The sequence below is a fragment of the Bradyrhizobium sp. 1 genome (assembly GCF_023073315.1).
In the GTDB taxonomy this organism is placed as follows: domain Bacteria; phylum Pseudomonadota; class Alphaproteobacteria; order Rhizobiales; family Xanthobacteraceae; genus Bradyrhizobium.
In genome coordinates this window covers 115,146-128,423 of the sequence record NZ_JADPJH010000018.1, presented here as the reverse complement: position 1 = coordinate 128,423, position 13,278 = coordinate 115,146, and the positions used below count along the sequence as shown (strand labels likewise).

General features: G+C 63.7%; 10 protein-coding genes. 6 read left to right on the top strand and 4 right to left on the bottom strand.

Annotation, left to right across the window (positions count from 1 at the left end; all coding sequences use genetic code 11):
- The first annotated feature begins 264 nt into the window (after window positions 1-264).
- Window positions 265-2,427, top strand: coding sequence for an RNA polymerase sigma factor RpoD (gene rpoD / locus IVB29_RS12965; RefSeq protein WP_247503765.1), 2,163 nt, complete (start codon window positions 265-267; stop codon window positions 2,425-2,427).
- Window positions 2,428-2,530: 103 nt separating this feature from the next.
- Here rpoD and IVB29_RS12960 read toward each other — a convergent pair whose 3' ends face one another.
- From IVB29_RS12960 to IVB29_RS12950, 3 genes are all read right to left on the bottom strand, one after another.
- Window positions 2,531-2,767 carry a hypothetical protein gene (locus tag IVB29_RS12960; RefSeq protein ID WP_092029786.1) on the bottom strand — a complete coding sequence of 79 codons (237 nt, stop codon included), beginning with the start codon at window positions 2,765-2,767 and terminating at the stop codon, window positions 2,531-2,533.
- A gap of 565 nt (window positions 2,768-3,332) precedes the next feature.
- Window positions 3,333-4,280, bottom strand: coding sequence for an OmpA family protein (locus tag IVB29_RS12955; protein WP_247503764.1), 948 nt, complete (start codon window positions 4,278-4,280; stop codon window positions 3,333-3,335).
- Between the two features lie 72 nt (window positions 4,281-4,352).
- On the bottom strand, window positions 4,353-7,595 hold the full coding sequence (locus IVB29_RS12950; RefSeq protein ID WP_247503763.1) for a P-loop NTPase fold protein: 3,243 nt from the start codon (window positions 7,593-7,595) through the stop codon (window positions 4,353-4,355).
- Window positions 7,596-7,832: 237 nt separating this feature from the next.
- On the opposite strand from IVB29_RS12950, the gene IVB29_RS12945 reads away from it, so the two are divergent.
- A complete protein-coding gene (locus tag IVB29_RS12945) occupies window positions 7,833-8,639 on the top strand; it encodes a lytic murein transglycosylase (protein WP_247503762.1) in 807 nt (268 codons plus the stop codon).
- Window positions 8,640-8,769: 130 nt separating this feature from the next.
- Here the strand turns inward: IVB29_RS12945 and IVB29_RS12940 are convergent, their stop codons facing one another.
- Complete coding sequence (locus IVB29_RS12940) at window positions 8,770-9,600, bottom strand: SDR family NAD(P)-dependent oxidoreductase (protein ID WP_247503761.1); 831 nt, start codon at window positions 9,598-9,600, stop codon at window positions 8,770-8,772.
- A gap of 128 nt (window positions 9,601-9,728) precedes the next feature.
- Here IVB29_RS12940 and IVB29_RS12935 point away from each other — a divergent pair, with 128 nt between their 5' ends.
- The 4 genes from IVB29_RS12935 to IVB29_RS12920 form a co-directional block, all read left to right on the top strand.
- Window positions 9,729-10,103, top strand: a complete 375-nt coding sequence (locus IVB29_RS12935; RefSeq protein WP_247503760.1) for a response regulator — start codon at window positions 9,729-9,731, stop codon at window positions 10,101-10,103.
- Between the two features lie 54 nt (window positions 10,104-10,157).
- On the top strand, window positions 10,158-10,769 hold the full coding sequence (locus IVB29_RS12930) for a LysE family translocator (RefSeq protein ID WP_247503759.1): 612 nt from the start codon (window positions 10,158-10,160) through the stop codon (window positions 10,767-10,769).
- 586 nt (window positions 10,770-11,355) lie between these two features.
- On the top strand, window positions 11,356-12,567 hold the full coding sequence (locus IVB29_RS12925; RefSeq protein WP_247503758.1) for a GGDEF domain-containing protein: 1,212 nt from the start codon (window positions 11,356-11,358) through the stop codon (window positions 12,565-12,567).
- A gap of 89 nt (window positions 12,568-12,656) precedes the next feature.
- On the top strand, window positions 12,657-13,278 hold a 622-nt coding region (locus IVB29_RS12920; RefSeq protein WP_247503756.1), incomplete at its 3' end, for an N-acetylmuramoyl-L-alanine amidase.

The window sequence follows — 13,278 nt, the reverse complement described above, 5'->3', positions numbered from 1 at the left end:
GCCACCAGGCGGCCGCAGGCAGAACAGACGCGTCAGGAATGAATCCGCGCAATCGCTGTTGGCACTACACCTGCATCCGCCGCGACAAAGAGGCTCACGAAGCGTTAGGCAATTCCGGCCAGAGAAGGTTGGGGGTGGCGAGAGATGTGCGCGCCGCCCTTTCCGTGTCGAGATCTGACGAAGCGAGAGCGTCGAACAACAGGTTCAAGTGATTTCACGCGGGCGGAGCGAGCCGTCTGCATGAAGCGCGTTTAGGAGCAATGGATGGCCACCAAGGCAAAGACGCTGCAGGCGAAGGACAAGGAAAAAGACGACAAGGCAGCGGACGCGCCGGAGAAGGACTCCCAGGACGCGCCGTCGCCGTTGCTCGATCTGTCCGACGCGGCAGTGAAGAAGATGATCAAGCAGGCCAAGAAGCGCGGCTTCGTGACCTTCGATCAGCTCAACGAAGTTTTGCCGTCCGACCAGACCTCGCCCGAGCAGATCGAGGACATCATGTCCATGCTCTCGGACATGGGCATCAACGTCACCGAAGCCGACGATAGCGAAGGCGAAGAGGAAAAGGACGAGGGCGGCGAGGACGAGACCGACAACGAGCTCGTCGAGGTCACGCAAAAGGCCGTCACCGAGGTCAAGAAGAGCGAGCCGGGCGAGCGCACCGACGACCCCGTGCGCATGTATCTGCGCGAGATGGGCACCGTCGAGCTGCTGTCCCGCGAAGGCGAAATCGCGATTGCGAAGCGCATCGAGGCCGGCCGCGAGGCGATGATCGCAGGTCTCTGCGAAAGCCCGCTGACCTTCCAGGCCATCATCATCTGGCGCGACGAGCTCAACGAAGGCAAGATCTTCCTTCGCGACATCATCGATCTCGAAGCAACCTATGCCGGCCCCGACGCCAAGGCCGGCATGAACAACGCGATGATCGCCGGGCCCACCGGCGAGAACGGTGAAGCGTCGGCCGAAGGCGGCCAGGCCGCAGTGGCCGGTGGCGCGCCCGCGCATGTCGCGCCGCCCGCAGCTCCGCCGTCGCCGACCCCGTTCCGCGCTGGTCAGCCCGCCCCCGGCGGCAGCCAGGCCGGTGAGCAAAAGGATCCGGGCGAAGCCGCCGCCGAATCCGACATGGACGACGACGACGAGTTCGAGAACCAGATGTCGCTCGCGGCCATCGAGGCCGAGCTCAAGCCGAAGGTCGTCGAGATCTTCGACAAGATCGCCGACAGCTACAAGAAGCTGCGCAAGCTTCAGGAGCAGGACATCCAGAACCAGCTCGAGAGCACCTCGCATGGGCCCTCGCTGTCGCCGCACCAGGAGCGCAAGTACCGCAAGCTCAAGGACGAGATCATCGTCGAGGTGAAGTCGCTGCGCCTCAACCAGGCGCGTATCGACTCACTCGTCGAGCAGCTCTACGACATCAACAAGCGCCTCGTCTCGCACGAGGGCCGCCTGATGCGCCTTGCCGACAGCCATGGCGTCGCGCGTGAGGATTTCCTGCGCAACTACCAGGGTTCCGAGCTCGATCCGCGCTGGCTCAACCGGGTCTCGAAACTCTCGGCCAAGGGCTGGAAGAATTTCGTCCATGTCGAGAAGGACCGCATCAAGGACCTCCGCCACGAGGTGCATCAGCTTGCAGCGCTGACCGGCCTCGAGATCGTCGAGTTCCGCAAGATCGTGCACTCCGTGCAGAAGGGCGAGCGCGAAGCACGCCAGGCCAAGAAGGAGATGGTGGAAGCCAACCTCCGTCTCGTGATCTCGATTGCGAAGAAGTACACCAACCGCGGCCTGCAATTCCTCGACCTGATCCAGGAAGGCAACATCGGCCTGATGAAGGCGGTCGACAAGTTCGAGTATCGCCGCGGCTACAAGTTCTCGACCTACGCCACGTGGTGGATCCGGCAGGCGATCACCCGCAGCATTGCGGACCAGGCCCGCACCATCCGCATCCCCGTGCACATGATCGAGACGATCAACAAGATCGTGCGCACTTCCCGCCAGATGCTCAACGAGATCGGCCGCGAGCCGACCCCGGAAGAGCTCGCCGAAAAGCTCGGCATGCCCTTGGAAAAGGTCCGCAAGGTCCTCAAGATCGCGAAAGAGCCGCTCTCGCTCGAAACACCCGTCGGTGACGAAGAGGATTCACACCTCGGCGATTTCATCGAGGACAAGAACGCGATCCTGCCCATCGACGCCGCGATCCAGTCGAACCTGCGCGAGACCACCACCCGCGTCCTCGCCTCGCTCACCCCGCGCGAAGAGCGCGTGCTGCGCATGCGCTTCGGCATCGGCATGAACACCGACCACACGCTGGAAGAAGTCGGCCAGCAGTTCAGCGTGACGCGCGAGCGTATTCGCCAGATCGAGGCGAAGGCGCTGCGGAAGCTGAAGCATCCGTCGAGGAGCAGGAAGCTGCGGAGCTTTTTGGATAATTGATTCAGATGTGCCCGGATTTGATCCGGGCATCCATCCAAACGAAAACGGCGGGCCGAGGCCCGCCGTTTTTGTTCGTGTCGTTGCGGCGCGTATGTCGCTGCGCTTACTTCTTCTTCGCCCCGACCCGCTCGATCCGCTTGATCTCGGGCGCCGGGCGGCCACCCTTTTCGGCGATCTCGCGGTCCTGCTCCATGATGAAACTGCGCGCGGGCTCGTCGCCGTCGAGGCCGCCGAGCAGCTCGGCGGGCACGCGGCGGTTGGAGCGCTGGGTATCGTCTTCATAGAAGACGTTGAAAAAGGCGAATTCGCCCTTGGGATTGGTTCCGGGTTTTTTGGCCATGGGCGGCTTGTCGTCGATCAGGGGGCCGCAGTCAAATGACTTCAGCGGCTTGTCGACATCAGTGGTGGGCCGGAGCGCTCTTTTTGGCCGGCAGTAGGGCTGTTTTGATCGCGGTCGTCTGTCGGGGGCGGCGCCAAGCGCCTGCCGCGACCCTTCGAATGGCCTTGCCTCAATAAACAGCGGGCCGCAAAGCCCGCCGTTTATTTTTGGTCTTCAGCGTCGCCCGGGGCTGGCAGGGCAACAACCTAAAATAGAAGGTTAATACCTTCGCCCTGGGATGGCAAGGCAAATCGTGGCGGCGTTGATGTCGCAGCGAGCGCATCAGACATGCGTCGATCGTGCATGCTGCTTCAACGCGCTTTCACCGCAGATGATTTGACGGTCGAAGCAATTTATTCATTTTGGCCGCCTTGCAATGCAGCGAGAGTTCGCGCGTGGCGTGTCGAAGCGCGCAGAGCTGCATCTATTCCAAATGCTTGCATGGACTCTCATTCGCTGCACGCAAATGAGTTCCACTTCGTGTTGCAGATCTCAATGCGTGCGCGGGCGCTGCGTGAGTGAGTTCCTACGGCGCCACCAGCTCCACGCGCCGGTTCAGCGCTCGCCCGGCATCCGTGGCATTGGAGCCGACAGGTGCCAGCAATCCGACACCGGCGCTGCGCAGCCGCGTCTGCGCGACGCGAAAACTCTTCACCAGCTCGGCTGCGACCGCATCGGCGCGGCGCTTCGAGAGGTCGAGATTGTACTCATAGGCGCCCTGGCTGTCGGTGTGGCCGACGATGAAGACGTTGAGCTGCGGCTGGCTCGCAAGCAGCTTTGCGATCTGCTCCAGCGTCGGGCGGCTCTCGGATTTGAGCACGGCCTTGTCGGTGTCGAAATAGATGCCGTAGAGCGCGATGTGGCCGGTCTCGCCAAGACCCTTCGCCATCGCTGCGGCATCGACCATCTTGTTCGCGATGGCGCCGAGCTCGGCGACGGTGACCTGCGCGGTGATGTCCTGGTTGTTCTGGCTGACGATGACGCTGGCAAAAGTCTCGCGCCCGCCCTCGGTCTTGCGGCCGGCGAAATAGCGGTAGTTGAAGCCGTCGACCCACATCTGCGGCACCGGCAGCGTGTCGATCGCCTCGGTAAAGGGGATGGCGCCGCAGGCATCGGTGTCGCAGGCCAGCAGGGTCTCGAAGCCGGCCTTCGCAAGCTGCGTCTCGAAATTGCGCGACACCTCCAGGATCGAAGGGCCGGGATTGGTGCGGTAGGCGATGCGGAAGACGCGACCCTCGAGCCGCCGCGCATCGGTTGGCTGGCCGTCCTTGAAGGCGGCGGCCTGCATCCGCGTTGCATCAAAATCCTTCATGACATAGCCGGTGATGACGCTGCCGCTGAAGCGGCCGATGCCGGGATAGTCGCGCGCGCCCGCGACATCGCGCGTTTGCGCGGAGGCCGGGGCGATGGCGTGAGCTGCAACCAGGATGGCGAGGACGGACAGTCCGAAAATGTTTCGCAAGGGCATAGGCATCTCTGTTGGTTGGGGGAGAAAAGGAGGCGCCGCTGTTGGTCGCGCGCTCGCCGCCGCTGGTTCCAAGAAAGCCTAAAGCGAGCGCCGTAACGCCCTGAAGGCCGCAATCGCCTCTGGCGTCGGTGGCCAATCCTGCGGGAACCTCATCGCGAAGGCGCTGACGCATGGCCCGATGATGGATTGCTTGGGCGCGGGCGCTCCGGTTGTGGCGGTCGCGTTCGGCTGCACCGACCAATCCGGAATATCATCACACAGCGCGACGATGCCGCCGAGCGCAACCAGCGTGGGCTCGCTGATATTGGCGCTGCTAGGGCTCGTGGGCTTGACCGCGAACCATCGATCCAGAACATCGGGTGTCTCGTGGGCCGGCCGCAGCCGCATCGCCTGGAGGCGCAGCCGGTTCTGATGACGTTTGACACCGCGCGGCGTGGGATCGGCCTCAAACACGGCCGGATGCCAGATCGCCAGTGCGGCACGGAAATTCTTGGAGTCCTCCACCTTGTCCTCGCGCACCATCGTGATGCGCCGGGCTCCCAGCATCGCGATCAGCAGCAGTGCGACGGCGAGACCGAGATAAGGCGGCACGCCGCGGGGCAGAATGAGCTGATCGGCGGTCGCTGTCGGCACTTTCTTCTGTGCGGCATCGCCGGGGATGGGCGCTGGGTTCGGCGCGACCGCGGCGGCGGTCTCGACAGCGGTGGACGTGGACGTTGCCGCGACTTGGGGCGGCTTCGCCGCGGGCGGCGAAACGACACTCTGCAAATTGTTCGCCCATGTAGCCAGAAGCCAGATCATCAAGAGCAGCACCATCGCGGGGATGCCCACATCGGGCACGTAACGAAGCGTCTTTCGAATCCGGTCCGGCCATGGTGAGCTGCCCTCGGTCGGCACATCGTGTCCCGAGGACAGCTCGATGCTGTTGCGAACGTCCGCGTCGGGCACGGGAATGGTGAGGTTGAGCAGCTTCTTCAGATATTGCCGGGCGCGCTGCTGATCGTCGCCATATTTCTTGGCAATGATCTCGACCACCTTGGGTTCGTCCATGCCGAGAAAAATGAAGCAGGGCCCCGCTGTGGTCAGGAAGTTGATGGATTCCAGCACCTCCATGAGATTCTCGGGCGAGCAGCGATCGAGATCGTCAATGAAGATGACGAGCCCCGGATTGGTCGAGGTCCGCAAGGCTCGGCCCGCGACATCGAACTCCTTGGCAAATTTGTAGCGGAAGCCGAGCTGGGCGCTGAAATCGGCCAGCTTGGAATTGCCACGCAATGTCGCCATCAGCTCCGATGGTTTCAGATTCATGGTTGCGTAGATCTTGACGATCACGAGCAAGATCGTCCCGGCGCCGACGAAGGCGGCGTGATCGAGCCAGTTGCTGGCAGAATCCGTCAATTGCGCCAGCTTCGGCCAATCGGCGTCGGGTTTGATCCAGGCCGCGACCGAGTTGCCGATGGCTGCCCACTTGAACGCCCAGGCGACGCTGACGACCAACGCAGCAACGAGCAGGAGCGGAACGAAGTCCCGTCCCGCACGCACGTAGAGAAGGCGCGCCCGGAACCACAGGCCCGACCAGCGCCAGACAGGCGGAATGGCTTGGCCGCGGATGTTCTCGAGCAGCGCCGCGAGGATGTTCTCTTCCTTCTGGTGATGCCATGCGTTGAACCAGACCGGGTTCGAGCCGCGCTGGCGCAAATCTTCCGCCACCAAATTCATCAGCGAGCTCTTGCCCGTGCCCCACGGACCGGTGATCGCGATCGTCAGGGGCGGCGAGGTGCTGGTGTTGCGCACGAACCGCGACAGCGCGAGCGCCAGCGGCTTCATCCCGAGCACGTCGAAGTCGTTCCACCCGATCGGCGTGTCGGACGTGCCGGTCGCCGAGATACCCTCGTCGACTTTGCTGCTGGGGAGATCCTTCCAGGCGAGGCCGGTGAAGAAGAAAGCAAGTGCCAATCCCGGAAGCGCGCCGAACAGCATCCAGGGCGCAAATTGCGATCGATACCACAGACGGTCCCAGGTCTTGCCGCCGTCAGAGGTCTGGAAAATCGCCGGAAGCGCGCTTTCCTCGTTGCCGTCCTCCCAGCCCGACGAGATCCAGCCGAAGCGCTGGTCAGGCTGGAAGTGAAGCGAGCGGAGGTTCGCTTGTGTCGGAAGGGTGACGAACTGCGTGTTGTGCTCGACCTGGCCGGCTGGCGTGAACAGCTTGAATGTCGTAGTGGCGAGACGGCCCTGCGCGAACAGCGTGAACATCCTGGTGGTGCGATTGGGCAGGTCGACTTGGTCGTCCGGGGGCAGCAGGCCGAAGAAGTTCATTCGCGGTGACGTTGCGCGCAGGAATTCCCTGACGCCGCTTTGCAGCTTCGCGTTGACGCGCGACGCGCGATATCCGCGAATTTCGTCATCGACGGCATACCCCGACAACGCGAACGGCACCTGCGTGTTGATGACCGACTGCTGCGCCTGATTGCGTATGTCGGTCGGTCCTGCGCCATCCAACGCATCACCGGCCGGGACCAGCAAGAGCTTCTCTCCACCAGTCGCGACGAATGGCGCGGGATTGCCGTCGGTCGGAAACCCTTTCCAGCTTTGTCCGCCATCCCGGCTGAAGGAGCCGTCGATGCCTTCCAGCCGCAGGCACAAGACGCCGTCCGTATCGCAGCCGGCCCAATAGGCAGCCTCCGATCGAGGCTGGCGGGCAGGGAGGTTCGCAAAGTTAGGATCGGCGCTCGGGTCGGGGACCAGCCTGATGGGCCCCGTTGGAGCCGTGGGCCGGGAAGGCTGTTTTGAATCCTCCAGATCAAGCAATTGCTGCTGTTGGATGGGCGGTATCGGCGGCCGTGACTGCTGGGCCTGGTTTGGGATCTTCGACGGTTCGGCTTGAGGGGGCGGCCCCGGTTTTGGCTTCGGCGCGACTTTCAGATCGGGGATATCGCCGGCATAGGCGGGCGCGAGCCCCAACCAATGAGACGCAGCCTTTTGCGGTGCCAGGTCCGGCAGCCCGACCGGACGCTCGGTGAGCCAGGCCGTCGATTTCGGCCGCCATGACAGCACGCCGGCTGCTCCCATCGGCACGACCGGCATGACGGCCAGACGTGGATCGGGTTGTGGCTTGAAGAACCATTCAGCCCAGCCCGGATTGGGCGTGAACGGATCGGTGCGGATCGAGCGATCGGTGAAGCCGACGACGCAGAGGATACCGACAGCGAAAGTGATGGTCGCCTTCAGGTACAGTCGGCGCAGCATGATGCGTCGGTCGATCCGGGACGTGCCCTGGGACAGACCGCTGGTGGACGTTGACGTCGGCGCTGAAGCATCCATGGCGCGCCTTCCGGAACGAAACGGCAACTCAACCCGTGGGCGCATCCATGCGATACACGTCCTGCGCTTGATGATTTGTCTGGACGAGACGCTTCAGGTTCATCCGTCTTGCAACCTGCGTCAGGATGGCGCGAGGTGCGGGCGCGCAGCGTCGCCACCACAGCGCTTTGACCGGTCTGGTGTTCCCGGGCATGATCGCGCGCTGCTTCGCGTAAAGGGATATGAGGAATTTTTGCTATGCTGAGATACGCTCTCGCCGCTGTTTGCTTCGTCGGTCTGGCCGGCGGCTCGGCGCAGGCCGCGCGCTGCGGCGGCGACTTCAACAGCTTCGTCGCCACCATGGCCTCGGAGGCGCAGGCGGCCGGCGTTTCGGCGAGCACGACCAACGCGGCGCTCAGCGGCGTGACCCCTGACGGCGCCGTGCTCACCTTCGACCGGCGCCAGCGCTACACCTTCAACAAGAGCTTTGAGCAGTATGTCTCGACCCGCGTCGGCCCCGGCCGTATCAATGGCGGCAAGGCGCTGCTCCAGCGTCACGCCGCGCTGCTGGCGCGGATCGAGCAGCAGTTCGGCGTGCCACGCTATATCCTGGTCGCGATCTGGGGGCTGGAGAGCGATTTCGGCAAGGGCGACATCGGTAAGCTGCCGGTAATCCGCACGCTCGCCACGCTCGCGCATGACTGCCGCCGCACTGATCTGTTTCAGGGCGAGCTGCTCGCCGCCCTCAAGATCGTGCAGCGCGGCGACCTGCCGCTGCGTGACCTCATCGGCGCCTATGCCGGCGAGATCGGCCAGACCCAGTTCCTGCCGTCGTCCTACATCAAATACGGCGTTGATTTCGACGGCGACGGCCATGTCGACCTCCGCCACAGCGTTCCCGACGTGCTCGCCTCGACCGCGAACCTGCTCCACACCAACGGCTTCAAGATGGGCCAGCCCTACGGCGAAGGCACCCCCAATTTCGATGCGATGCGGGAGTGGAACAGGGCGGTGATCTATCGCAAGACGATCGGGTATTTTGCCGATCGGCTGGCGGGGCAGTGAGAGCACTGAACTCGTAGGGTGGGCAAAGGCGCACTTGCGCCGTGCCCACCATTCCGGAAGTGGTGGGCACGCTTCGCTTTGCCCACCTTACGACAGCGGAGCGTGGGGTCACGCCATCGCGCCCCTGACCTCACTTCCCCTTCGCCATCTTCTCCAGCTTCCTTTGCAACGGCGCCCAATAGGTCCCCGGGCGAAAACGCTGCAACAGGTCCATGAAGCGAGCGTCGTTGCCGATCAGGATACGCGGCTCGTTCTTCTCGATGCCCTTGATGATGCGCAGCGCGGCATCCTTCGGCGTGGTTTTTGCCGCAGTCTCGAACCGCTCGATCATTTGCGAGCGGCGGGCATTGTCGGTGACGCCGACACCGGTGCGCGAATTGCGGGCGATCGCGGTGGCGATGCCGCCGGGATGCACGACCGACAGTTTGACGGGACTGCCCGCCACCGCGAGCTCATGGCGCACGCTCTCGGAAAACCCGCGCACCGCGAATTTGGCCGCCGCATAGGCTGATTGTCCCGGCGGCGCGATGATGCCGAAGATCGAGGAGACGTTGACGATATGCGCCTCGCCCCTCGTCTTCAGATGCGGCAGGAAGGCGCGCGTGCCGTGCACCACGCCCCAGAAATTGATGTCGAACAGCCACTGCATCTGCGCCTGGTCGATCTCCTCGAACGTCCCCATCAGCGCCACGCCGGCATTGTTGATGACGATGCCGAGCTGTGGATGCACCGCGACGGCATCGGTCGCGAATTGTGCGATGTCGCCGGCTTCGCTGACATCGACGCGATGAACGGTCACCTTGCGTTGCTTGCCGATTTCGCCGGCGAGCGCCTTCAGCCCGGCCTCGTCGCGATCGCCGAGCGCGAGATCACAGCCGCGGCTTGCCAATTCGATGGCGAGCGCACGGCCGATGCCGCTCGCCGCTCCCGTGATAGCGGCGGCGCCGCGAATCACCGTCATGATGCCTCCCGTCAAGTTCCGGATAGCGAACGAGGATTTACATTTTTTCAGAATGGAACCGAACTGTATCCGAGTTGCGTCTTTAACGTGAGTGACCTGGACGGAGGCAGCAGCATTGGGAGCCATCAATGGGACAATCAAAGCCACTTCGCGCAACAGCCCTCATCGTTGAAGACGACGCCATGCAGCGGGAGATGCTCAGTCTCCTGCTGGAAGAGAGCGGCTACCAGGTCATCCAGTGCGAGAGTGCGGAAGCCGCAGAGCGGGTGCTGGAGAAGAACGCCGGAGCTCTCAGCCTGATGCTGACCGACGTGCAACTCGCAGGCCGCATGAACGGGGTCGAGCTTGCCCATGTCGCCAAGGACCGCAATCCGAAGCTCGATGTCGTCGTGACCTCCGGACGCCCGTTGATGCAGCCCTTGCCTGACGGTGCAAAATTCTGGGCCAAGCCCTGGGCACCGCTGGATGTCCTGCGCGAAGCCGAGATCGCGCAATTGTCCTGAACGACCGACCCGCGCTGGCTTTCTCGCCGCGCGGCGGGGTGATAGGGTCCGGTCATGTCCTGGTCCTTCCTGCTCACCTCGCTCATCGTCGTCGCCTCACCCGGCACCGGCGTGCTCTACACGCTGGCCGCGGCGCTGACCCGCGGCTCGCGCGCCAGTGTCGCGGCGGCGTTCGGCTGCACGCTCGGGATCGTGCCACACATGGTGGCGGCGATGCTGGGCCTTGCCGCCGTGCTCCACACCAGCGCGCTCGCCTTCGCCGCACTGAAATGGGGCGGGGTGCTCTATCTGCTCTACATGTCCTGGCAAGCGCTGCGCGAAACAGGCGCGCTGGCGGTCGAGGGCGAGATCAAGGAACGCTCCAGCGGCCGGGTCATCGTCACCGGCTTCCTGATCAACATCCTCAATCCGAAACTGTCGATCTTCTTTCTCGCCTTCCTGCCGCAGTTCATCGCCGTGGACGAAACCTATGTTCTGGCGCGGATGCTGGAGTTGAGCGGCGCCTTCATGGCGATGACCTTTGCCGTGTTCGTGCTCTACGGCCTCTGTGCGGCGTCGGTGCGCGAGCGCGTCATTTCCCGTCCCGGCGTGATGGCCTGGCTGCGCCGCAGTTTTGCGGCCGGGTTTGCCGCGCTCGGTGCCAAGCTCGCGTTCGCGGAGCGGTAGGTTCTTCAAGCAATAAAAAAGCGGGCCCTGTGCCCGCTGCCTTCAAACTCTCTCAACGCTACCCGAAGCCCGGGCGGAGCGAGACTCCACCCGGGCAAAAGAACAGGCTGGCTACTTCTTCTTCGCTGCCTTCTTGGCCTTTTTCTTCGTCGCCTTCTTCGCCTTCTTCGCTTTCTTAGCCATAGTATCCTCTTAGGGGTTCATGGTTAAACGCGACACGAGGGATGCTCGGCGGAGGGCCAGCCTCGCAACATCCTCGACGACAAATTCAGCAGATTCGCAGGTCTCTGCCCCCTGCTGTCACATCCGCGTCATCGCGTTATCCACAGCTCAGATGCATTTTCGAGTGATTTTTGCCCGCGAATCCGCATCACAGCGCCCGCATTGCGTCGCCGACGATATGCCTAACGATCCGACAATCGCCGCGGCGTTCATGAATCCAAAACCAACGGCGCGCTTTGACGGATCGCAGTGAGATTCCGTTAAGTGCAACCCGCGCATTGTTCTCCGCAAGAAGACGGGGACGGGTCATGGACGAACGGCTGCCAGAGATTTGGGGCGCGACGCTGCGCGCGTTGCGATCGCCATGCTGAACGTGCCGACACTCTGGACGGTCTTCGTCGTCAACTTCCTGGCGCTCGGCCTGATCTGGGCCTATGTGACGCGCTCCTATCCGAAATTCGCGGCCGCGCGGTTCTGGATGGCATCATCCTTCGTCGGCGCCACGGGCGCGATGACGGCGCTGGTCCGTCTCTTCGTCGATTCTCCGCTGCCGCTTTTGTTCGGCGCCGCCGGTGTCATCGCGGCGAGCTGCTTCGCCGCCATGGGCATCCAGCGCTTCTATGGTCGGCCAGTCTCGTGGCGCATCATGGTCGTCACGGGCGCCCTGAGCCTCGGCGGTGTGGTCTTCTTCATGGTCGTGGTCGACCATATGCAGCTGCGCATGGCGAGCTACACGCTCGGCCAGGCGCTGCCGCTGGTGCTGTCGCTGCGTCTGCTGCTGGCGCCGCCGGAAGGACGCGTCAGTCCGGGCGCCCGGCTGTCCGGCATCGTGATCCTCACCATCATCGCGATCTTCATGGTTCGTTCGGTGGGCAATCTGCTCGGCGGCGATTTCTCGTCGGTGGCGGGCGGTCAGGCCCATGCCGTGATGGTGCTCGGGCTGCTGTTCCTGTCGATGACGCTCAATTTCGGCTTCCTGCTGATGGCGATGGACCGGCTGCGCAACGAGGTCGCCGACCTCGCGCTGCTCGACGATCTCACCGGCGTCGCCAACCGGCGGCATCTGTTGCAGCGCCTGTACGAGGAATGCGCCCGCTCGGAGCGCAGCGGCGAGCCGTTCTCGCTGCTGGTGATCGACCTCGACGGCTTCAAGACCATCAACGACACTCATGGCCACGCCGCGGGCGACGAGTGCCTGCGCCACTTCACCCTGATGGCGCAGACGCGGCTCAGGCCCGGCGACATGCTCGCCCGCACCGGCGGCGACGAGTTCTGCGTGGTGCTGCCGTCGTCGTCGCTGCGCGAGGCCGCTGCAATCGCCCGCCGCGTGCTCGAGGTCTGCCGCCAGGACGCCGCCGCCTGCACGCCTAAGGACATCCCGATCGCGATCTCGATTGGCGTCGCCGAGTGGGACCGCGGCATTGGCCAATTCCCGGACCGCCTGATCGCGCATGCCGATCACGCCCTCTATGCCGCCAAGAAGAACGGCAAGAACGATCTTGCCGTCTACGATCCGGCGCCGCCGCTCTCGCCCGAGCCGGCCGGGCTCAATGAGGCCACGCGCAAATTCGCGTAAAGCCTTGTTGCTTGAGCATGATCTATTCGGAAAACCGCCGCGCACTTTTCCGGATCATGCTGTACGCTGGGGTCCGCTGTTGGATCCTGATGATGATGCCCCGCCTGTTTGCGGCTGTTCTCGCCGCTCTCTTTCTGATCGCACCCGCAGCTGCAACGGACGCCGAGCTTGCAAAGCTCGCGCGCAGCCCCGGTACGCCCGATATTCCCGGCCTGAAGATCATCTGGCTCGCGCCGTGGGGCGACGTGGCCAAGGCTCATGCCTGGCGCAACATCATCGTGCACCAGACCGAGGGGCCGGCAGGTTCGGCGCGCGGCGGCGCGGCGGAGCAATCGAAGAACCCGACGCGACGCGGCGTCACCCTGTGGGTCGAGACCGACGGCACGGTGTACTGGGCGGTCGCCGAAAACCTGGTGCCGACCCATGGCGACGGCGCCAACCGCAACGATAACAAGTATATCGACAATCGCTCGACCTATCGTCAGGTGGTGCGCGACAATTCGATCGGCGTCGAGTTCGCCGGCAATTATCCCGATGTCACGGCTGGCCCCACCGACGCGCAGGTCGCGACGTGGAAGATCCTCGTAAAAGTGCTGCGTGCGCGCTACGACATTCCGCTCGACCACGTCTATGCGCACAACTGGATCGACTACAAGGATTCGCGTTATTGCGAGGGCTGCTGGCTGGCGACGCTGGCGCGGACTTGGGGGG